18 protein-coding genes and 1 tRNA gene are annotated in these 22,124 nt (G+C 65.2%); 10 read left to right on the top strand and 9 right to left on the bottom strand.

Annotated elements, in window-relative coordinates; all coding sequences use genetic code 11:
* Window positions 1-84: 84 nt before the first annotated feature.
* Window positions 85-1,671: a GMC family oxidoreductase N-terminal domain-containing protein gene (locus AB0O58_RS03440; protein WP_032400460.1), complete on the bottom strand. Its 1,587-nt coding sequence runs from the start codon at window positions 1,669-1,671 to the stop codon at window positions 85-87.
* Window positions 1,672-1,713: 42 nt separating this feature from the next.
* Entirely contained in the window at window positions 1,714-3,402 is a 1,689-nt protein-coding gene (locus AB0O58_RS03435) for an aldehyde dehydrogenase family protein (protein ID WP_032400521.1), read from the bottom strand.
* Window positions 3,403-3,626: 224 nt separating this feature from the next.
* Between AB0O58_RS03435 and AB0O58_RS03430 the strand changes: the two genes are divergently transcribed.
* Window positions 3,627-4,814 (top strand): CdaR family transcriptional regulator, encoded by a 1,188-nt coding sequence (locus AB0O58_RS03430; protein ID WP_032367074.1) that lies wholly within the window; start codon window positions 3,627-3,629, stop codon window positions 4,812-4,814.
* Between the two features lie 4 nt (window positions 4,815-4,818).
* Here the strand turns inward: AB0O58_RS03430 and AB0O58_RS03425 are convergent, their stop codons facing one another.
* From AB0O58_RS03425 to AB0O58_RS03405, 5 genes are all read right to left on the bottom strand, one after another.
* A complete protein-coding gene (locus tag AB0O58_RS03425; RefSeq protein WP_032387743.1) occupies window positions 4,819-5,793 on the bottom strand; it encodes an alpha/beta fold hydrolase in 975 nt (324 codons plus the stop codon).
* Window positions 5,794-5,982: 189 nt separating this feature from the next.
* Window positions 5,983-6,056: transfer RNA gene (locus AB0O58_RS03420), tRNA-Gly, on the bottom strand.
* 19 nt (window positions 6,057-6,075) lie between these two features.
* Window positions 6,076-7,869, bottom strand: coding sequence for an EAL domain-containing protein (locus tag AB0O58_RS03415; RefSeq protein ID WP_052061526.1), 1,794 nt, complete (start codon window positions 7,867-7,869; stop codon window positions 6,076-6,078).
* A gap of 143 nt (window positions 7,870-8,012) precedes the next feature.
* Window positions 8,013-10,127: an Rv1355c family protein gene (locus AB0O58_RS03410; RefSeq protein ID WP_196251018.1), complete on the bottom strand. Its 2,115-nt coding sequence runs from the start codon at window positions 10,125-10,127 to the stop codon at window positions 8,013-8,015.
* The gene (locus AB0O58_RS03405) at window positions 10,124-10,852 is read right to left on the bottom strand and encodes a hypothetical protein (RefSeq protein WP_051364987.1); all 729 of its coding nucleotides are present in this window, start codon (window positions 10,850-10,852) and stop codon (window positions 10,124-10,126) included. The genes AB0O58_RS03410 and AB0O58_RS03405 overlap by 4 nt, the downstream gene beginning before the upstream one ends.
* A gap of 140 nt (window positions 10,853-10,992) precedes the next feature.
* Here AB0O58_RS03405 and dcd point away from each other — a divergent pair, with 140 nt between their 5' ends.
* From dcd to AB0O58_RS03370, 7 genes are all read left to right on the top strand, one after another.
* Complete coding sequence (gene dcd, locus AB0O58_RS03400) at window positions 10,993-11,571, top strand: dCTP deaminase (RefSeq protein WP_027495411.1); 579 nt, start codon at window positions 10,993-10,995, stop codon at window positions 11,569-11,571.
* A gap of 105 nt (window positions 11,572-11,676) precedes the next feature.
* A complete protein-coding gene (locus AB0O58_RS03395; RefSeq protein ID WP_196251017.1) occupies window positions 11,677-13,206 on the top strand; it encodes an Hsp70 family protein in 1,530 nt (509 codons plus the stop codon).
* Window positions 13,207-13,291: 85 nt separating this feature from the next.
* Window positions 13,292-14,731 (top strand): CYTH and CHAD domain-containing protein, encoded by a 1,440-nt coding sequence (locus tag AB0O58_RS03390; protein WP_366237897.1) that lies wholly within the window; start codon window positions 13,292-13,294, stop codon window positions 14,729-14,731.
* 83 nt (window positions 14,732-14,814) lie between these two features.
* Window positions 14,815-15,891 (top strand): hypothetical protein, encoded by a 1,077-nt coding sequence (locus tag AB0O58_RS03385; protein WP_366237896.1) that lies wholly within the window; start codon window positions 14,815-14,817, stop codon window positions 15,889-15,891.
* Window positions 15,892-16,041: 150 nt separating this feature from the next.
* Window positions 16,042-16,329, top strand: a complete 288-nt coding sequence (locus tag AB0O58_RS03380; protein WP_366237895.1) for an ANTAR domain-containing protein — start codon at window positions 16,042-16,044, stop codon at window positions 16,327-16,329.
* Between the two features lie 161 nt (window positions 16,330-16,490).
* Window positions 16,491-17,435 carry an Hsp70 family protein gene (locus tag AB0O58_RS03375; RefSeq protein ID WP_366237894.1) on the top strand — a complete coding sequence of 315 codons (945 nt, stop codon included), beginning with the start codon at window positions 16,491-16,493 and terminating at the stop codon, window positions 17,433-17,435.
* Between the two features lie 83 nt (window positions 17,436-17,518).
* Complete coding sequence (locus AB0O58_RS03370) at window positions 17,519-18,598, top strand: fused (3R)-hydroxyacyl-ACP dehydratase subunits HadA/HadB (RefSeq protein WP_032374830.1); 1,080 nt, start codon at window positions 17,519-17,521, stop codon at window positions 18,596-18,598.
* Between the two features lie 241 nt (window positions 18,599-18,839).
* On the opposite strand, the gene AB0O58_RS03365 is transcribed toward AB0O58_RS03370, so the two are convergent.
* Window positions 18,840-19,004, bottom strand: a complete 165-nt coding sequence (locus AB0O58_RS03365) for a hypothetical protein (RefSeq protein WP_288124311.1) — start codon at window positions 19,002-19,004, stop codon at window positions 18,840-18,842.
* A 37-nt stretch (window positions 19,005-19,041) separates the two neighbouring features.
* Window positions 19,042-19,755: a GntR family transcriptional regulator gene (locus AB0O58_RS03360; protein ID WP_027495418.1), complete on the bottom strand. Its 714-nt coding sequence runs from the start codon at window positions 19,753-19,755 to the stop codon at window positions 19,042-19,044.
* Window positions 19,756-19,874: 119 nt separating this feature from the next.
* Between AB0O58_RS03360 and AB0O58_RS03355 the strand changes: the two genes are divergently transcribed.
* Both AB0O58_RS03355 and manD read left to right on the top strand, forming a co-directional pair.
* A complete protein-coding gene (locus AB0O58_RS03355; protein ID WP_366237893.1) occupies window positions 19,875-20,921 on the top strand; it encodes an alcohol dehydrogenase catalytic domain-containing protein in 1,047 nt (348 codons plus the stop codon).
* A complete protein-coding gene (manD, locus tag AB0O58_RS03350) occupies window positions 20,918-22,123 on the top strand; it encodes a D-mannonate dehydratase ManD (protein ID WP_032374833.1) in 1,206 nt (401 codons plus the stop codon). The genes AB0O58_RS03355 and manD overlap by 4 nt, the downstream gene beginning before the upstream one ends.
* Window position 22,124: the final 1 nt, after the last annotated feature.

Raw genomic sequence — 22,124 nt, 5'->3', positions numbered from 1 at the left:
CTTCATCGCGATGCCTGCATTGAAGCGGTGCCGACCTGTTACCCCACGGTGTGAACGGTCAAACCAGACATGTTCACGTTCGGCTCAGCCCAGGATCAGATCCGCGGCTCGTTCGCCGATGATCACCGACGGTGCATGGGTGTGGCCGCGGATGATGCTGGGCATGATCGATGCGTCGGCGACCCGGAGTCGGTCGACACCCCGAACCCGCAGCGCAGCGTCGACGACGCTGCCGGCATCGTTGCCCATCCGCGCGGTGCCCACCGGGTGGTACAGAGTGTGCGCGTTCTGCTCCAGGGCCTCGGTGAGCAGATCCGCCGGGGAGATGTTCGACGCCACCCTGGGGCGTACGACGTCCCCGAGCTGGCACTTCAGGGACGGGGTCTCCGACAGCGCGACGCATACGCGCAGTCCCTCGATCATGGCCCTGCGGTCCATTCCGTCGGGGTCGCTGAGGTAACGCGGCTCGACGATGGGCTTGGCCAGGGGGTCGGCGGACCGGAGCGTGATCTCGCCTCGGCTCTTGGGTTGCAGCAGGACTGTGCCGATGACCGCGGCGTGTGCGTCGGCGGCGATCAGGCCTTCGTCGAAGAACGGGGCCGGTCCGAAGATGAGTTCGAGGTCCGGCAGCGGCAGATCCTCGCGGCTCCGGATGAAGCCGTATGCCTCCGCGACGTTGGAGGTGAGCATGCCGCGTCGGCGCGCGAGATAGTTGATGAGTTCGGGAATCTTCTCGGCGTGGAACAGGGAGTCCTTCTCGGTCTTCCATCCGATGAGGGCGGCCAGGTGGTCGAGGAGGTTCTGCCCGACGTCCGGCGAGTGGTGCCGGACGGTGATGCCGTGGGCTGCGAGCTGCTCCTTGTCTCCGATGCCGGAGAGCATCAGCAGCTGCGGTGTGTTGATGGCTCCGCCGGACAGAACGACTTCCTTGTGTGCGCGCACCGTATGGGTGACGCCGTCGGAGGTGTATTCGACGCCGACTGCGGCGCTGCCCTCGAAAAGAACCCGGGTGGCCTGTGCCTCGGTGAGGACGGTGAGGTTGGTGCGCTTCTTCGCCGGGCGAAGGTAGGCGTCGGCGGTGCTCCAGCGGGCGCCGCGTTTCTGGTTGACCATGGTGCGGCTGAAGCCCGTGGGTTCGGGCAGGTTGGGTGTTTCCACCGAGTAGCCGGCTTCCTCGACGGCGGAGAGGAAGGACGAGGTGAGCGGGCGTGAGCTGCGCTGGTGGGACACGATCAGCGGCCCGCCGGTGCCGGCGTCCAGTTCGGTTGTGCCCTCGATGTTCTCGATCTTGCGGAAGTATCCGACGAGGTTGCGGAACGACCACGAGTCGTCGGAGTTGGCCGCCCACTCGTCGTAGTCGGCGGCGAATCCGCGTACCCACATCATGGCGTTCATCGACGACGAGCCGCCGAGCATCTTGCCGCGCGGCCAGTAGATGCTGCGGTCGCGTAGCCCCGGCTGCGGTTCGGTGAGGTAGTCCCAATCGACCTCGGTACGAAAGAGTTTGGAGAACGCGGCGGGGATGTGGGCGAACTTGTTCTTGTCTTCCGGGCCTGCCTCGAGCAGGATCACGCTGTTGCGGGGATCGGCGCTGAGCCGGTTGGCCACCACTGCGCCGGCCGAGCCCGCGCCCACGACGATGTAGTCGGCGGTTGTGTTCTGTGTGCTCATGATTGTCCTCAGGGTTCGTCGGCAGCTGTCGTTGGACGCTGCTCAGCCGCGCAGGGCGGAGGCGAATATTGCCGGGAGTTTGGTCCAGGACGGTGCTCCGGCGAATGCGGTGAGCAGTTTCCCGGTCGATGCTGCGGTTTTGTTGGTGACGAACCACGGCGGCTTGGGGGAGATGGACATCTCTCCGCTGATCAGCGACCTCGACAGTGGGCGGAAGGGTCCGCGCACCACGGTCCGTTCGGCACCGTCGATCAGTAATGCGTTGTGCACGATGCCGATTCCGCTCTGCACATCGTCGACGGTGTGGCCGGGGAACGCGCCCCAGGTGGCCGATGCGGTGAGGAATCCGAGGGCGGTCCAGGCATTGACGGCGATGGTGCCGTACCTCAGGTCTGCAAGCATGGAGTCGAACTTCTCACCGAGTTCCTTGATGGTGCTCGGCGTGCCGATGATGTTGATGCCGAGGGTGCCGGTGAACTCCTCGTTGGCCGTCTGGACGGCCTTGGCGGCGAATGCTGCTCCGCTGTAGGGCAACTCGATGACGCCCATGACTGGTGCGAAGTACTCGGTCTGCAGGAGCGGTGCGTACTCGCCCGGATCGAGGTCGGTGATGAGCACCCGGCCACCGCCGTCGCCGAGCCGTTCGGCAGACGGGTACGTGGCGGTGGCGTCGGACACCCGTCTGTCGCTGCCCGGGTAGTACGGGGCGCGGGCCGGTGCCCGGTCGAGTGCGGCGCGCAGGGCTGCGATGAACTCGTCGCGCTGCTTCCATTCCGAGGACAGCACGACGACCTGCGAAGCGACACAGTTGTATCCGCTGTTGTGCAGTCGCTGGGTGGCTACGTGTTCGGCTTGGAACTCGATGTCCGCGCGGCTCCACTCGCCCGGCAACACGATGGTGGGCGAGACGCCACCGAGTTCACTGGAGATCTCCTTGGTCAGGATCGGCCGGTTCGCCGCCTTACGGGCGGCACCGTCGGGTCCCGGGCCGAAGACGATGGCGTCGTGGGTGATTGCGCTGCCCGTCATATGGACGTGGTCGACGCGATCGTGGTTGACCAGGTAGGTGCCGACGTCGGCTCCACCGGTGAGCAGACGCAGCGCGCCGATGTCCACCAGTGGGGCGAGGATCTTCTCGAAGACCGGCAGCAGTGGGTCCATGATGGGGTTGAGCTTGAGCGCGACGACGCGGTTGAAGGCGATCAGTTCGTAGAGGGCGTCGAGCGGGGCGATCGAGGTGATGTTGCCCGCGCCCAGGACGACGCCGACGCCCGCGGTGCGCGTCGGGTCGAGTTGGGCGAGGCCTGCGGTGCGCTGTGCGGTGGCACGGTCGATTCCCGGCCGGAGCCACACCTCGGCACTGAACCCGTTGAGCAGTAGCTTCTCGAAGTTGTTGAGCGGCAACACCGATACGGTCGTTCGTCCGCCCGGGGCTGTTCCGAACTTCGCTCCGGCCAGCGGGCTACCGCCTGCCTCGAGCGCGGAGAGGGTGTGCGCGAGCGTGCCGAGACCGCCGAGAAACGAGTACGGGCCGGAGAGCCATTCCTCACCGAGCAGGTTGGACGAGGGGTCGAGGCCCTTGACCGACGCCGCGGCGGTCACCCATTCCTGCGCGTGCGTCGTGGTGAGGGCGTGCATGCGCTCGAGCAGTGCCCGGCGGTCTGCCAGGCCGAGCCTGCCCCAGGTCTGCTCGCCTGCGTCGAGGTCGGCAAGAGCGGTATCGACCGCCAGGGAGGCGTCCGGTCCGTTCGTCGGTACAGGCTGCAGATGCGGGGTGGCTTCGCTGGTCAACTTTTCGTCTCCACTCGTCGTTCGGATACACGGCTTCGAGTGTGATTCTGGTCGCATTCGGGGCGGCAGGCTATGGGCCGCCGCTGTCAATCGAGCGCAGCGGATTGTGCCGCCGCACAGTTCGGGTGTGGTGTGGCTTACATCGGCCGGGCTATGGTTCAGTCATGACCACCACCGAGTCCGCTCTGCATCCGTCACCGACCGAGCTGGCGGCGGCGATGCTCGACGACGTCGACGAGCTGGCGAGCGAACTGGTCCGGCGCATCCTGGGAGCCGAGCATGCCTATCTGGAGGCGACGCTGCTCACCGCGGATCAACTTCACGAAGCGTCTCGCAGCAATCTGGCCTCGATGTTGGGCAAGCTGTCCGGGCGTGCACCGGTTCGGCTCGAGTCGGCGCAGCAGGCGGGCAGGCTCAAGGCCGAGCAAGGTGTACCGCTGGCGGCATTGCTGCACGCGTTCCGGCTCGGTGGTCGGCTGGTCTGGGACGAGTTGATGGTGCGTTCGCACGGCCGGGCGAGCCACGCGCTGCTGGACATGGCGGCGCAGGTGTGGGCATTGGTCGACGTGTATTCCGACGAGGCGGCCGAGGCGTATCGAGAGAGCGCCGATATGCGAGCCCGCGAGAGCGCCGAAGCCCGCGGCCGGCTGATTCGGGTGCTGTTCGCCGATCATGCCGCGAATCCGGCCGCGGCGGCGGATGCCCTGCGTGCGTTCCGAATTCCGGATCGCGGCTTTTTTGCTGTGGTTTCCCAGGAACCCTCGTCGACGGGACTCGGTATCGAAGGCGTCGTCGCTCGGTTGCGGGCCGCGGGAACCGAGTCGGTGTGGGATGCCGAGGTGGACGGCAGCATCGGATTGTTCTGTGCCGCTCGGGAATCCGACATCGATACAGCACTGGCCACTTTCGGAGAACTGTGCCCGGGGCGGATCGGTGTCAGTTCGGTGTTCCGGTCTCCGTCGGGAATCGGTGACGCCGTGGGGCAGGCCCGTCTGGCCCGGTCGTGCAGCTTTCCCGATTCTGTGCCGTCGACGCCGGTGCGCTACGACTCGGTACCGGTGCCGTTACTGCTCGCGCGCGACCCGAAATCCGGCCGTATCGCGGCCCGTCAGATTCTCGGCGATCTGTTGGCGTTGCCCCGCGCCGAGCGGACGAGTCTGCTCGCCACTCTCGATGCGTGGTTCTCGTGCGGTGGCTCCACCAAGGATGCCGCGGAACAGCTGCACTACCACCGCAATACGGTGTTGTACCGATTGCGGCGTATCGCCGAACTCACCGGTCGCGACTTCCGTGATCCCGTGCAGGCCGCCGAACTCTATGTCGGGCTTCGAGCCCACCAACTACTGACCTGACGGGTCAGTGGCTGGCCAGCACGACGTCGAGGATTCCCGTTCCCAGCGGTACCGGAACGCAGGACGGCTGACGTGCATTCGCGGGGTCGAGTGCGTTGAGCGCCAGACGCAGCGCGGTCGGGTCGTAGGTGAACGTGAAGTGGGCGACCTCGGTGTCGGGGCACACGTCCTGGATCACGATGTTGTGCGCTCCCGGATCTCGCAGCAGCGCATTGGTATACGGCTGAATGACCTCGTCGACCTTGGTGGCGATCGAGGTGTAGTCGACGCCGGGGACGGTGTCGCCGCCGGCGTTGAGGTTTTCGAGAAAGTCCGATCCGGCCATCAACTGGGCGAGGCCAGGGCCGAATTCGTCGGCTACCAGACCGGTCGCGCCGGGCACGGCCTGGACGACGGGGGCGACTCCGTACATGGTGCCGCCGTAGGTCGGTGACGCGATTCCCACCCATCGGTCGACGACATCGGCCCCTCCGAGCCTGTTGACGAAGTATCGGGCGACGGCAGCACCCTGCGAGTAGCCCACCACGTCCACCGCCGCGGCGCCGGTCGCGTCGAGGATGGTTGCCGTCATCGATTTCAGTTGTGCTGCACTGTCTTCGATGACGCCGTAGCCGTTGGACTTACCGTCCGGCGACGCGCCGTAGTTGATCGCGAAGACGCAGAAGCCCGCGGCCTGCAGGATGGGGGAGAAGCCGGCCCAATCGGAGTAGGCGGTGGCGTCGGTGCCGTGGACGAGAACGACAGGATTGGGGTGCTCGGCAGAGGGCACGCAGCTCATGTCGTTGGCCCCGGGCGGGGCGGCGTCGCGGTTGGTCGACGCGTACCGAATGGCATCGGCGTGGTCGGGTTGCGGCGGTGCAGCTGCGATGGGCATGAGCGGGCCGGCATGTGCGAGTGGTGCCGCTTGGGTCGACAAGGCCGACAGTGCAGCGGTGAGTGCGACGACGAGAAGAATCAGACTTCGGCGTGGTCCGCGCATGATCACACGGTATTCCTGCAGTTGTGAAATGTCCCTACGAATTCGGACATGAACGCATAAAAGTCACAACAATAGTTCTGTAGCGATTTTTGTGTCGCATGCCGATTGCCGACCGAGCTACCGGTGACGGCGAGGGTGCAGACGCAGGGGATCGATCGAAAGACGGGTTTACCGCCGACAAGGAAAACGTGGAGCCGGTGACGGGAATCGAACCCGCCTCTCAACCTTGGGAAGGTCGCGTTCTACCAATGAACTACACCGGCGTGTGGTGCGGCGTCCAGATTAGCAGGGTGGCCCGACGTCGATGCGTACACCGTGCAGCAGGGCCTGGGCGTCCTCGGCCGGCACCGGTTCGGAGAAGAGGTAGCCCTGAGCGCGGGTGCAGCCCAAGGCCACCAATGTGCTCCTGGCACTCTCGGTTTCGACGCCCTCGGCGATGATGCTCAGGCCGAACGCGTGCGCGAGCCCGATGATCGACTGGACGATCGCGAGGTCGTCGGTCGCTCCCGATCCGAGGTCGGTGACGAACGCGCGGTCGATCTTGAGCGCGTCGACGGGCAGTTCCTTGAGGTGTGACAGTGAGCTGTATCCGGTACCGAAGTCGTCGATCGCCACCTGCACGCCGAGGTCCCGCAGTTCTCGGAGAGTCACTCGAGTACGCGAAAGATCCTGTACGACGGCCACTTCGGTGATCTCCAGGCACAGGTTGCAGCCCGCGATCGAGAATTCGTCGAGGGCGCTCGCCACGGTGGCCGCAAAGCCGGTGGTGACCAGCTGTACGGGCGAGATGTTCACGCGCATCACGATGTCGAGGCCGGGGATGTCCCGTTGCCACGCCGCCAAGGTCCGGCACGCGTGGTCGAGAACCCACCGACCGAGCTCGCCGGCGAGGTTCGTCTCCTCCGCCACTGGAATGAAGGCCGACGGTGGTAGCAGCCCGCGGGTGGGGTGACGCCACCGAACCAGTGCCTCCACCGCAGTGATGCGCCCGGTGACGAGGTCGACCTCGGGTTGGAAGTGCAACGTCAGCGAGTCGCCTGCAATGGCGTCACGCAGATGGATCTCGACGTCGTTGCGGAGTTCGGATTGCGCGTGCATCTCGTCGGTGAACAGCGAGATGTGATGTCCACCAGCACGCTTGGCCACCAGAGCGGCTTGCCCTGCTTGCCGGAGCAGAGAGTCGGCGGTGTGGGTGCCGGGCTCGCCGAAGGCGATTCCGATGCTGGCGCTGCGACCGATTCTCTCGACACCGAGAGTGACCGGTGCCTGTATCGACTCGGCGATCGTGCGGGCACGGTCGGTGGCGACGCGGTGCGAGCACGGGCCCGCCAGGACCACGACGAACTCGTCGCCGCTCAGGCGGGCCGCGAGACTCGCCGATTCGTCGACGAACGCCTGCAGGCGTTCGGCGACAGCCTGGAGATACTGGTCGCCGGCGAGGTGTCCGAGAAAGTCGTTCAGCGCCTTGGTGCGGTCCAGGTCGATGTGCAACACCGCCACCGGACCGGGCATCGACGGATCGAGTCGGTCACGGAGGTGCTGCGTGAGTGCGGTGCGGTTCGGGAGTGAGGTGAGACCGTCGTGCAAGGCCGAGAACCTGATCTGTTCCTCGGCACTGACTCGCGCCTGCAACTGCGACAGCAGAGCAGCAATTGCTTTGAGGGCGTTCAGTTCTGCCTGGGACCAACTTCGGTCTCCCACTTTGATGAAGCCCAGAATCCCGGTGGTGCGTTCGGAGTGCAGCAGCGGCACGACGGCCATCGAGGTGGCGCTCAATCCCGAGGCGGTCTCGACGCGTCGGCGATAGTCCTCCTGCTCCGGGTCGGGCCGAAACACTGCCGGTTCGGACAGTGTTTCGGCCATCGCGAAGACCGAGTCGGCCTCGTCGAAGTAGACGACGGCCAGGGGGTCGGGATCGGGCACGCTCAGGCGCGGTGGCCATTCCGCGGTGAGTCTGGTTGCCCGGGCATCGAAATCGTGGTGCCGGAGAAAGCTGAAATCGATGCCGAGGTAGTCCACGAGCTGACGCAGTACCGACAGGTATGCTTCTCGCACCGTCGCCGCGTCGACGCCCATGAGTTCGGTGGCGACGCCGGTGACGAGGACCTCGAGTGTCCGACTGTTCTCCAGGGCCCTACTCCCGCCTCTCGTCGACGCGGTCTCGTGAACCGCTCCTGTAGACGCAGTGCAGGACTGTTCCCCCTGGTCTATGCCGGACTCTACCCCGGTAAGGACGCCGAAACCGCGACTCTGCGACTGTATATCGCGCCTCGTGGCGCAGTGCCGAGCCGCAACACCAGAGCGATCGACTCGGCCTCGTCCAGATCCGCCAACGTCCGCAGCTCGAAGTTCAACTGCTGCAACGTCTCTGCGTGGGTCGGAGACAATTCTCGGTGCTCGTCCATCGTGCGCGCGTAGAGGAACGGTGGTGAGACGGGTTGAACTGCCAGTGCGTGCAGATGTGAAGTCACCCAAACGTTCTCCGTTGCAAATCCACCCCGGATGTAATGCGCCGGAGTCGATCCGGGCACCACGATCACTGCGAGCGCGGAGCTCGCCGATACCCGATCGCGCATGTCGGTGGCCAGAGCAGCGCCTGCGTTCCAGGCAGCCACGAGCGCCATGACGTCGGGCCGCCCGATGATGTCCAGCGTGGACAGGTCTGCGGCGTCGATGCCGAGGCTGGCGACGTCGATGCCCCGATCCGGGTCCGGATCGCCTGCCCAGCGCAGTTCGGAGAACATCTCTCGGTGCAGATGCGGCGTGAGATACCGAATCCGATCGGCGGCCGCGAGAATGTCTGCTGCCGCGGTGATGGACTCGCGCGTCGTCAACAGCACGGCACGTCCGCCTTCGGCGGCTGCGGCCGCAACGAGATCGGCGACCACCGCATCGTCCAGCGTCGACGGTGACCCGAGCTCGCGGTCCGTGGATCGGGTGAGCACGGCGTCGAGGAGGCGTCGATCGGTGATCGGTCCGGCGGTACCGTCGCGCAACGAGAGCTCGACCGCCTCGTCGGTGATCTCGATGCCGGCGAGCATGCCCTGGGCGGCGGCGGCCACCCGCGCGTTGAATCCGGCTGCGCCCACAGCGACGAAGCTGCCGCGGTACGCGATATCGAGGGTGGACGTTCGTGATCGGTCGACGTCGACCCGGAAGGTCGGCCCGTTCGAGGAGAAGGTCCACGGCTGACTGTTTCCGCCGGAAGGCGCTCGTCGTGCCGCTTCGAGTATCGAGTCATGGGAATCCACACTCTGCGGACCGGCCGCATCACCCGAGATCTGTCTGCGGGTGGGGGCCGGCGTGTTCAGCCCGTCGAGGTGCACCTCGAGATCGATGCGGATACGTCCGGACGGTAGGTGCGCTCCGGTCCCGAATCGTCGGACCGCCGCGGCGATGGTGGCACCCCCGAGTTGGACGTCGCCGCCCAGCTGGGGCCACGTCTCGATCGTTTCGCCCACCTCCACCATCGAGGCCGCCATCCGAGCCGAGAGCAGGGAGGCGTCGAGCTGATCGAGCACGATGGGAATCTTGTCGCGGGTTCCGAGTCCGTGCAGACCGGCGGACTCGATGTCGCCGAGTACGCCGTGAAACACCGGGCGCTGTGGTTCGAGGTCGAATCGCTCGACGTCCAGCAGACCTCGATCGGAGGTCTCCATCAGTACGGGGATTCGACGCGACCTGGCCGCCTCTCGTGCCCGGACCTTGATGTCGAGGGAGTCGCATTCCTCGACGAGCAGGTCGAGTCCGTCGAAGAACTCGTCGATCGTGGTCTCGTCGATCCCGTTCCGGAAGACCTCCACCGTCAGGTAGGGATCTATTTCGGCGATTCGCCGGGCGGCGACGATCGCTTTGTTGACACCCAGATCGATGATCGACGCCGGAATCCTGTTGAGGTTCGACAGTTCTATCTCGTCGAAATCCGCGAGGCGAAGAGTTCCGCAGATTCCCTCGAGTGCGAGAGTGTGCGCAATGGCGTGTCCGACGCTCAAACCGATGACGCCGATCGTGAGATCTCCCAATTTCTGCTGTTCCTCGAGAGTTATCTTGTTTCTGTTTCGGTCCAGTCGGAGGTGCCGATACGAATTCGGACCGAGAACGGCGACGACGGTATTGCGCCACGGGAAATAGACCCACCTGTCGCTTTCGTCGAGAAGGCTCTGCTCAGGGCTCGGCAACAATGCATGCAGTCCGGCTCGCTGGGTGGCGCGTTCGTCGCGAACGGTGATCGAGGTGTCACCCCGCAGCTCGTCCAGGGCGGCCCGCTGTGTGGCGACCGTCTCGTCGAATATCACAGGCTGCCAGCTGTATTCGGCAGTGATGGGAATCGTCACGACGCCACCGCCGAGTGCAGGTTCTTCGACGTGCCGTGCTGTGCGAGCAGCGAGACCGTGTTGCGTTTCATGCGCCGCCACGTTTCGAGTTCGGCATCGAACGCGAGAGTCGTTCGGTCCCACCAGAACACCTCGGTCCGGTATCGGTCGTCGGGGTAGGGCACCGGTTCGATGTGCGTTGCGATCGCTGCTCCGGTGCGCAGCCACGCGGCGCGGACGTGGGAGGCGGCAGTGGCCAGCGCGTAACGAGCGCCCAGCAGTGCTGTGCTGTACGCCGGTGACTGCGCGATCATGGTGGTGACGGCGCGGCCGCGGGGTGCTCCCGGGGCAACCCACGCCGACTTGATCTCGACGACCCCGTCCTCGATGCGGCTGTCGAGCATCGCGCGAACGCGATGACGGCCCTCGGGATGCGCGGCGAATTCGACGAGTGCGTGTGATTGATCGGCCGAAGAATACGGCCCTTGAACGCGAACGCCGCCGAGGATCGTTCCGGTTCGGTCGAGAGCGGCGAAGAACAATGCGGTGGTCCCGCCGTCGCGAATTGCCGATATCTCGAGCGCTGGTGTCACGTCGTGGCGTCGGTAGCTTTCTTCGGCACCGTCGAGAAATTGCGTCCACAAAGCGGGACTTCGGGTGGGAGTCGTGGCCAGAATGTGGCACTGGGAGGGATGATCGAAGTACGAAGGAACGTCGATTCGAATGCGCTTGGGTCGAATGTACATAGGGGCTCTTCCTGAGGGAGTGTCACCGAATGTGAGAGGTGTGACCGATCGATTGTCCGACTGTTCGGTCCGCACGTACCTGTGGAAGTGGTCACTCGGGTGCTTCGCGTAAGGCCCGTGAGGACCAGTAGCCTGCAGTGGTGCTGCTCTCCGACCGTGACATTCGTGCCGAAGTGACCCTGGGCAACCTGGCGATCGATCCCTTCGATCCGTCGATGGTGCAGCCGTCGAGCGTCGATGTGCGACTCGACAAGCTGTTCCGGGTGTTCAACAACACCCGGTACACCCACATCGATCCGTCCCAGCAGCAGGACGAGCTGACGACGTTGGTGGAGCCACGAGCGGGTGAGCCGTTCGTTCTTCATCCGGGGGAATTCGTCCTCGGTTCCACTCTCGAACTGACGACGTTGCCGGATTATCTGGCGGGTCGACTCGAGGGGAAGAGCTCTCTGGGCCGGCTGGGACTGCTCACCCACTCGACGGCAGGATTCATCGACCCGGGATTCAGCGGTCACATCACGTTGGAGCTGTCCAACGTCGCCAACCTGCCGATCACGCTGTGGCCGGGAATGAAGATCGGGCAGCTGTGCCTGTTCCGGCTGTCGTCACCCTCGGAGAATCCGTACGGCAGCGCCGCGGTGGGCTCCAAGTATCAGGGGCAGCGTGGTCCCACTCCGTCGAAGGCGTATCTGAACTTCATCCAGTCGGACGTGACATAGACCAACATTCGGTCTGTTTTGTTGGACGAAACCTGGTGAGTTCCCGGTTGTGGCGGTATTCTGGTGCTCGAACGTGGGTTGGGGCCTACCAGAATGAGGTTTCTCGTGTCCGCGGTACCCGATCCGTCCGTGCTCGGCGCTTCCTTGGGGTCGAGTGGCGTCCGCAGTGTGATCAGCGACAGCTCGGGTGTCGACACGGTGCTCCACGTCCTCGAACCGGTTGCCACCGGGCCCGCGCCCAACGGTCTCGCCCCGGATCCCTGGGATGCCGTCGTCGCATCGGTGCACAGCACGGCAGACGAATACGCGTCCGCTCGCTACTACCCGGTGCTCGCCCTCCGCGAGAGCGATCCCGACACGGCCTTTCGAGAGGACTTCTCCGACGGCATCGTGCTCGTATCCGAACTGGGTGCGCAGCTGGGCGCGTTACGAGAAACCGGAGTGCTCGCCGGTGAGCGTTGCGTCGCGCTGTTCGACGTCGGCGCATCCGGCACCAGCGTGTCGGTGGTCGACGTCGAGTCCGGTCGCGTTCTGGCCTCGCATCGCACCGAAGAACTCCGTGGCGACGACTGCGACCGTGTGCTCAGCGACCACCTGATCGAGACGTTCGGCGCGGCGGAAGCGTTGACGGTGGCAGCTCGTCGACAGCTCGTGCACGACGTCCGAGACGGCAAACACCAGCTGTCGATCCTGCGCAGCGTTTCTGTCGTCGGGCCGTTCGTCGGCGGTCGCGCCTCGTTGTGGCGACACGACCTCGACGAGCTCATCGGCGACGCCGTTCGTGCGGCAGTCTGCACTGCCGTCGACGTGCTCGAGTCCGTCGCCGCGATCGGCGTTCACGTGGAGGCAATCGTCGCAGTCGGCGGCGGTGCCAACATGCAGATCGTCCGGCAGACACTGTTCGACGCCGTGTCGGTGCCCGTCTACGTTCCGGAACGACCGGAATTGTTGGCCGCCCGTGGGGCAGCCGGGATCGCGCGGACCGTGGGAGCCAGGCCTGCACCGGCCCCTGCCGTGACCGCCGTGACCGCCGTGCCCTCCCGTCGTCCGCGGCACAGCGGCAGCCCGTCGAGGCGAATGGCCAGGGCAGCGAAGTCCCGCCGCGTCGGGGGCGCACTTGCCGCGCTCGTTGCGGTGTGCGTGGCCGGAACCGTGGTCGCGGCAGCGGCCCGGACCACCGACGACACCCCCGAACCGTCGATCGCGACCTCGCAGAACGCGTCGCCCTCCGCCCGATCGCAGGCTGTGATGCCGGCGGTGGACGGCTCACCGTCCGTGTCGACGCCGCCCTCGGTGCCGGCCACGGACGTGGCCCCGTCGTCCTCGACGTCTCCGACATCCGGAGTCTCGACGTCCTCTCCTGCACCCACCTCGCCGAACGGTGCCGAGTCACCGCCTCCAACCCGCACGATTCCTGACGTCACTGTTCTTCGGCCCGCGCGTGAGGGCACTCGAGTTCCGACGACGACCACGGCTCCGACCACCACGACGGCTCCGACTCACCCCACGACCACCACTGCGCCGACCACCACTGCGCCGACAAGCACTGTGCCGGTCGCAACAACGTTGCCGCACACCACCACTCGCGCCTCGACCCCGACGAAACCCACGATTACCACGCCTCGGCGACCGTAGACACCGCCGTTCGTTTCGCCGTGGCGGCGATAGATCTACGGTTTCGACCGCCACGGGGCAGCGTCCTCGAGGCAGGATGGTCGGTATGGAGTCACAGACCGAGCGCGAAGACAAGTTCGATGTCGATGCAGACTTCGAGTTCCCCTCCCTCACCTCGCTCGTTCCTGCCGACGGCGCGGCGGTGGAGACCGACACCGAACTGGTCAGCGAGTACTTCGACACCACCGGTCACGATCTGCTGCGTCGGGGAATCACCCTTCGGCGACGCACCGGAGACTCCGACAACGGTTGGCACGCAAAGGTTCCTGCGGAGAAGGCGCGAACCGAGATCAGGCTTCCACTCGGTCACGGCGACCCGCAGGTCGTGCCCGACGAGCTGGCCGACGTACTGCGCGGGGCGGTCATGGGCAGGCAGTTGTCGGCTGTCGCCACCCTGACGACGCGTCGGAAGATTCGTACCGTCACCGATGCAACCGGAGCCGTCGTGGCCGAATTCGCCGACGACGCGGTGTCGGTCGTCCTGATCGGCGGCGCGACCGGGCCGCAGTGGCGTGAGGTGGAAGTCGAGCTCGGGCCGGCCGGCTCGGAATCGTTCCTGAAGAAGGCGAGCAAGGTGCTTCGCGCGTCGGGTGCGACGCCGTCGGCACATCCGTCCAAGTTGAATCGTGCGCTGTCGGTGGTTCGGGAGGAGCCGGCGCACGACGGGCTTCGGCTGCTCGTCGATTATCTCGACGAGCAAGCGCAGGCCATCGTGGCCGGCGACGTGTATCTGCGCCGCGGACTGGATCCGATTCACTCCACGCGGGTGGCCATCAGGCGCTATCGGAGTACGCTTCGCGTCTTCGGCAGCGTGTTCGAGGACGAGCCCGCGGCCGCACTCGAAGCCGAATTGTCTTGGTATGCAAGCCTGCTCGGCGAGGTGCGAGATCGGCAGGTGCAGCGGGCGCGGTTTGCAGCGGCGCTGCGAGACCTTCCGTCGGAACTGGTTCTGGGCCCGGTGGCGTCGCGTATCGAGAACGACCTGCTGGCCGAGCAGATCCGCCACCGCGAAGCTGCGATGGCGGAGCTCGACGGCGAACGGTATCGAGAGTTGCTCACGACCGTGGCTGCCTGGTCGAGGGGATTGCCGATCGACGGCGAGGTGAGCGAGCGGTTGCTGATCAAGCTGGCGCGCAAGGCCGGTAAGAAGGCCGTAGACCGCACCGAGAAGGCTGTGCGAGGCACCGACGACGAGCAACTGCACCGCGCGAGGAAGGCCTCGAAGCGGGCTCGGTATGCGGCCGAGTTGGTGGCACCCGTCGTGGACAAGAAGGTGTCCAAGTCGAATATCAAGAGATACAAGCAGATTCAAGAAGTTCTGGGCGAGCATCAGGATGCCGTCATCGCGGCGGAGATTCTGCGCACCCTCGGGGCTCGAGCGGGAACCGCCTCCGGCGAGAACGGGTTCACGTTCGGACTGCTCTTCGAGCGTGAGCGCCGTGCAGCCGAACTGGCTCGTGACGAGGCGAGCAAGCTGGAGTTCTGACCCCGGCACACAAACCGTCGTTTTCCCCGTTTAGGCCCTCGAAGTGTACTGTGAGGCCGAATCGAGTTGGGGGGTCGACGGGTATGTCCGTTGCGTTGGGCGTTCACGTCGGAACCGACGAGATCGCGGCCGTCTTGGTCGAAACCGATCTGCCGGGTCTGGGCCCGGTCACCTCGCGACCCGTGTCGATCGCCGCTGCCCCCGGCGGAATCGGTGACGCCGTTGCGACGGTTCTCGGAATCATGCGTGTACAGGCAGCTCAACGAGACCTGATCGTCGACGGTGCCGCCGTGGTCTGCGACAACCTTCTGCACGGCGAGATCGTTCGGGCCGCGCTGGCCGACCACCGCGTCGTCGACGTCGAGGTCTTGGCGATGGACGATCCGCGGTTGCCCGACGAGTACCCGTTGGACGTGGCCGCCGCCGTCGTCGGTGCCGCGTCCAGGACGGGCCGTCCGCCGGGTGACGAGATCGCTGCGGGGCAACCCGGCTTGGACGATCGGGCCGAAGAATTCGATGCTGCGTCGCGGGGATCTCGATGGACCATGGTCGGATTGGGTGTGGCCGTGCTGGCTGCTCTGAGTGGCGCAACCGTGTGGGCGTTCTCCTCACCCGCGCCGACTCAGGACGCAGTACTCGATACCGCAGATTCCAGCATCGCCCCATCGGTGCCCGGTCGGCCGGCGTCGAGCGCCGGGCCGGTTGTTCCTGTGGCTGGGCCGTCCGCGGTTCCACCGATCGGCGCGGGTGTTCTGGATGTATCGACCGCCGGCTCCGGGTCGGGAGGCATCTGGATCGACGCGTTCCCGGCGGCGGCCCCGAGTGCGACGTCGAACGCACCGAGCTCGTCGTCGACGGGACGGGAGAACTCGGGTGGCGGCAATTCCGCCCCCGGTGGTCGGGATACGAAAACAGAGATCTCGACGCCCGAGACCGAGACTCCGCCGACCGACGACGAAACCACAGCTCCCACCGATACGAACGTCCCAGATCCCACGGAACCGGGTCCGACCGAACCCACGGAGCCGACGGAGCCCACGGAGCCCACGGAGCCGACGGGGCCGACCGAGCCCGTGGAGCCCGCGGAGCCTTCGGGGCCGACGGATTCCGAGCCCGCGCCTCGGACGGAGGAACCACCTGTCACCGATCCGGCCGAGTGACGATTTCATCGATAATCCGTTGTGAGCGAGCGGGTTCGCTACTTCGAAAAGTCCGTGGTGTGACAGGTGTGTGAATTCGACTCGGACACCTGAACTTCTGCTCGAGCCTGGCTACCATCGGGTGATCGACCAGTAGACGGTGAGTTCTCGATGACCGACAAATCCGCAGTAGAACCGGTGACGCGCACGACCATCGACAGGGCGGTGGGTGTCCTCATTGCCTTGCGCGGCTGCAGTCCGGATGAGGCGTTCGCCGAATTGGCAGCGCACAGTTTCCGTTTCGATGTTCCTCTCGTGCAGTCGGCTCGGTCCATCGTCACTGCGGCACGAGGAATGGACTCCGACAACGGCGTGGGCTGTGCCGCGATGTCGTCGGCGCAGGAGGAGTGGGGCTCGTTGCTCGCCGACCGTCGGGACGGGTTCGGGCACGTCGCCTGACCCAATTCGTCGCCCGAGTTGTTGTAACGAATCCCAAAACAAACCGAAAGTTGAATAGAGCAGGGCATTTACCGACTCCTCGACGGTTCGAGGCGCTACGATCGCCAGGTCGGAGTAGCTAGGCGAGTCGAGGGAACATGAGATCTGTCCTTGGTGTCTCGGTGGGTTCAGCCATTGCCAGGGGTGTAGCCCTGGATGCGTCGGACGAGTCGGTCCGTTCTGCGCACGTCGTGCGATCGTTCGATCCGGACGACCATCTGCAGGTCGCGCTCGATCTGTTGGATTCGATGTCGCGGGATCAGATGGTGGATCGACCGGACATCGTTCTCGCCGTCCCGGACGATCCCGGTGCGCGCGGACGCACGTCGGCATATTCGATGTACGAGGCCGATCGTCTGCTGGTGGCGTCGGAGCTCGGGGCACAACTTCGGTATCTACGCGGCACGGGGATGCTCGAGGGTGCGCGCACCGTGGCCGTGTGCGACATCGGGGCGTCGGGAACCACCGTGTCCATTGCCGACCCCGCCACGGGAGCGGTGCACAGTTCGGTCCGCACCACGTTGTTCGGCGGGATCGGGTGTGACGCCCAGATCTCACGTTACCTTCTGTCCGTCTACGGGGCAGACGAATTGGCCTCGGAGCGGGCCCGCGCGGCGTTGCTGGTGTCCGTTCGCACGGCACGCGAACAGCTGTCACGCCTGCGGGTGGCCGAGGTCACCGGGCCGTTCGTCGGCGGACCGGTCCGGTTGTGGCGCAACACGTTCGACGATGTTCTCGAGCGCAGTATCCGATCACTGGAAGATTGGGTGGCCAGCATCATCGTCGACGCACCCTGCGCCGTGAATGCGTTGGTGATGGTGGGCGGATGCGCCAACCTGCCGTCGCTTCGTCGGATGTTTCGACGCGATCTGATGTTGCCCGTCATCGCGCCTGCCAATCCCGAGTCCCTCACTGCGCACGGGGCGGCCCTGATGGCGATCGATGCGGTCGCGTCGCGCCAACACCGTCCGCGCGGCGCGACGAGCAGTGCGTCGGTGCTGACTCAGCCGGCCGCGATGGTGGGCATGGTGGGGTACCGGGACGCCCCGCGGCACCGTTCTGCCTGAGCCCCTTCCTGGCCAACGTGCGTCGTCGTTGGGTAGGTTGCTCGGGTAATGATGAACAGTAGGGACGAGACGGTGGGGCAACAGTGGCAGAGCAGGTAGCGGAGTCCGGCGCAGCAGCATCCGATGCGGGAGCATTCGATCCGGCGGAGCACGCGCGCAGCATGGTCGGGTATCACTACCGCACCGAGGACTACTACGAGGTGGGCCGCGAGAAGGTTCGCGAGTACGCCCGTGCCGTTCAGGATTTCCACCCCGCCCACTGGGACGGCGATGCCGCAGCAGCGCTGGGCCACAGCGCTCTGGTGGCCCCGCTGACGTTCATGTCGTTGGTCGGCACTCTGGCGCAGAAGAAGCTGTTGCAGTCCATCGCCGAGGGCTACGACCTCAGCCAGATTCTGCAGACCGATCAGGTGCTGGTGTTCCAGAAGCCGATTCTGGCCGGTGACCAGTTGACCTGCGATGTCTCCCTCGACGCGTTCAAGACGGTCATGGGTCGAGACATGATGATCACCAAGAACGTCGTGTCCAACCAGAAGAACGAACTGGTGCAGACCACGTACACCACGCTGCTCGTCGGGCGATCCGGCGAGATCGATCCGGCCATCTCCGAGGCGGCTCGCAACATCGTGATGTTCGGTGCGACGACCGACACCAGCAGTGCCGAGGCGAGTGAGCACGACACCCTGTCCACTCCGCAGGAACACGAGCCGCTCATCGTCGAGGAGTACCGGGGTCAGCCCACTCGGAAGTTCGACGAGGTGAATGTCGGCGACGAGTTGCCCTCGCGCACTGTGCGTTTGACTCGCGGAGATCTGGTGAACTACGCCGGCGTCGCCGGTGACGCGAACCCGATTCACTGGGACGAGAAGTTCGCCAAGATGATCGATCTCGAGAACGTCCTGGCGCACGGCATGCTCACCATGGGTGTCGGCGGCGGATTCATCAGCGAGTGGCTCGGCGATCCAGGCGCGGTGAAGGACTACACCGTTCGATTCACCACCCCGATCCCGGTGGACACACACAAGCCGGCCGAAATCGTCTTCGGCGGCAAGATCAAGTCGAAGGACGAGGAGTCCCGTACGGCCGTCATCTCGATCGGCGCGACCTTCGAGGGCAAGCGAATCTTCGGCCACCGCGCCACTGCGACAGTGCAATTGGGCTGAGCCTGTTGCCGCGTATCGGCTCCTCGGTTTCGGATTTCTGACTCCGATCGGCGTCGGGTTTCCGAATGTGGGGAGCTGATGTGTCGGTGGGGGCGTGGATGTGTGGGTGGGGGTTGCAATCTACGCCCCTGTTCGGAATTTACGCCCCGTGTGGGGGGTGTGGATTGCTGCTAGGGGCGTAAATGTGTCGGCTGAGCCACGCCGTCGAGGCGGTGTGACCCGAAGAAGGCACTTGCGCGAGTCAGCGAACGATGTCCATGCTCGGGTCGTTCTTGGGTTTGTGGTCCCAAATGGATGTATCGGACTTGAGGGTCTGGCCCTCATGGGTGGGTTCCACCGGCTCCGGTAGTTGTCGCCACTGTGCCCGCGGGTCGTGCTGAGGTTCGATGCTCGATTCATCGTCCATGGTGGTCAAGCTACCCGCCGTAGCGGCGCAGCCGCACTCATTCCCAGCTGGAGACGACTTTGCGCGTCGGGCGTTCGTTGCTGTTGGAGAACAGGTGTGGGCTTTTGCTCTTGATGTATTCGACGTCGGCGAACACGGCGCGCAGGTGCTCGCGCATCGACTGGGCGGCGGCCTCGAAGTCTCGGGCTTCGAGGCCGTCGACTATTGCGGTGTGTTGTTCGATGAGGTCGGGGATGGGACGGGTGTCGCGCAGACCGAGTCGTCGGGCCCGATCCAGATGAGCTTTCGCGGATTCGACGGATCGCCATGCGGCGGAATGTCCTCCGGCTGCGAGGAGTAGCTGGTGGAATTGCTCGTCCAACTCGAAGAACTGGTCCATGTCGATTCCAGGCTCGGCCTGCGCTGCCAGATTGGCGCGTAATGCAGCGAGGTCCTGGTCCGAGCGAGACGTGACTGCATCTTTCAAAGACGCGGTTTCGATTGCCTCCCGGACGAATTGGGCGTCGGCAACACGGTCGGTGTCCACCCGCGAGACGAAGGTGCCGAGTTGTGGGAAGACCTGAACCAGACCCTCTTCGGCCAACAGGATCAAGCTTTCGCGAACGGGTGTGCGGCTCACGGACATCTGCTCGGCAAGGTCGTTCTCCGACAGCGGGCTACCCGGGGGGAGCGTCAGCGACACGATGCGAAGGCGCAATTCTCGGTACGCCCGCTCCCGTGCGGTGACTTTCCTGCTGCTCTGTGTGCTCACCGGTCAAGACTAACGTGACCTCGTGAGTGACCCACAGGGCCGAAGCCTTGACGAAGTGCTGCCCGTCACTAGTATGGTAGTACTGATATTCAAGGCACGACGGCGGAGGCTCTACAGTGATGGCAGAGATCAGCGGCAACGACGAGGCAGCCGTTCTGCACGGTCCACGTGACCTGCGGATCGAGAAAATCGACCGTATGCAGGTCGGCGACGGCCAGGTCAGGGTGGAGGTACACGGCGTGAGCCTGTGTGGCTCGGACCTGCACTACTACGCCGACGGCCGCAACGGCTCCAACTCGCTGACGCAGCCCACCGTCTTGGGCCACGAGGGATTCGGGGTCGTCACCGAGGTCGGCGCGGGCGTGTCCCAGGACCGGATCGGCCAGCGAGTGGCCATCGAACCCGCGATTCCGGAGGGAACCTCACCGCTGAGCCTGAGCGGTCACTACAACGTCTGCCCCAGTGTTGTCTGTTTCGGATCCCCACCGAACCACGGACTCCTGCGGCAATCCGTCGTTCTCGCAACCGAATTCGCGCACCCACTCCCGGATTCGATCGGCGACGACGTCGCTGCGCTGATAGAGCCCCTGGCAGTCGCAGCATGGGCTGCCGCACGGGTCGGGTCGGTGCTGGGCAAGCGCATCGCGATCACCGGTGCCGGGCCCATCGGTTTGCTGGTTCTGCAGACGGTCATCGCCCTGGGCGCGTCGGAGACGACCATCACCGACGTCGCACCTGCACGTCTCGAGGTCGCGGCAGCGCTGGGTGCCACCACGACCTTGCGTTCCGGCGAAGACGCCCTGCCGGAAGGCGCTTTCGACATCGCCTTCGACTGCTCGGGTCATCCCGGAGCCATTGCCGACGCGGCACGCTCGCTCGGCCCGGCAGGAATTCTGGCGCTCGTCGGCGTACCCGGACGCGCGTCTGCCGAATTCCCGATCGGTGCAGTGCAACGCTGGGAGCTCGACATCCGCGGTTGCTTCCGCTACGGCCCTTCGTCATTCGCCGACGCAATCGCACTCGCCGGATCGGCTCGAGTGGACCTCGCGACGCTCGTCACATCGACGTACCCGTTGGCCGAATCTGCCGCAGCGCTCGAGGCCGCGCTCACCGACCCCACCCAGCTCAAGATCGTCATCGACACCACTTCGCAAGGACCGCAATGAAAATCATCGACGCCACCGTCATCGTGACGGCTCCGGGCCGCAACTACGTCACGCTCAAGATCACCACCGACGAGGGCATCGTCGGGTGGGGTGATGCGACGCTGAACGGACGCGAGCTCGCAGTCGAGTCGTACTTGAAGGACCACATTGCGCCACTTCTGATCGGACGCGATCCCCATCGGATCGAAGACATCTGGCAGTACCTGTACAAGGGCGCCTACTGGCGACGTGGGCCGGTGACGATGACGGCCATCGCCGCGGTCGACGTCGCGCTGTGGGACATCAAGGGCAAGGCCGCCGATATGCCGGTCTACCAGCTACTCGGTGGTGCTGCACGAGACGGGATCATGGTCTACGGCCACGCCAGCGGCGGCAGCATCGAAGAGATGCTCGACGACGTCCAGGCCCATCTCGACAAGGGTTACAAGGCAATTCGCGCGCAGTCGGCCATTCCGGGTCTGAAGAAGACCTATGGAATCCCGGTCGACGGCTTCTACGAACCAGCCTCCGGCGCTGCGCCGCAGGAAGATTCGTGGGATACCGCCCCGTACATGCGGTTCGCACCGCAGATGCTCGGTGCCGTCCGAGAGCGTCATGGGTTCGACTTCCATCTCCTGCACGACGTGCATCACCGTCTGAGTCCGATCGAGGCCGGACGCCTGGGTCGCGACCTCGAAGAGATGCGCATGTTCTGGATCGAGGATCCAACTCCCGCCGAGGATCAGAGTGCTTTCGCCACCATTCGCCAACACACGACCACCCCGATTGCCGTCGGCGAGATCTTCAACTCGATCTGGGACTGCCAGGATCTGATCACCAACCGGTGGATCGACTACATCCGAGCGTCGGTCTCACACGCCGGCGGCATCACCCATCTGCGCAGAATCTTCTCGTTGGCGGATCTGTACGGCGTTCGGTCCGGATCTCATGGTGCGGGCGATCTTTCGCCCGTCTCCCTCGCAGCCGCATTGCATGTCGATCTGTCGATCCCGAACTTCGGCGTGCAGGAGTACATGGGTCACGTCGACCCGACCGGCGATGTGTTCCAGACCAGCTACACCTTCACCGACGGTTTCATGCACCCGGGAAACAAGCCGGGCATCGGCGTCGAGGTGAACGAAGAGGCCGCCGCGAAGTACCCGTACAACCCCAAGTATCTGCCCGTCAATCGCCGTCTCGACGGCAGCATGCACGATTGGTGAA

The sequence above is a fragment of the Rhodococcus sp. NPDC080181 genome (genome assembly GCF_040702225.1).
Lineage (GTDB): Bacteria > Actinomycetota > Actinomycetes > Mycobacteriales > Mycobacteriaceae > Rhodococcoides > Rhodococcoides fascians.
This window is presented reverse-complemented; position numbering and strand designations above follow the sequence as displayed.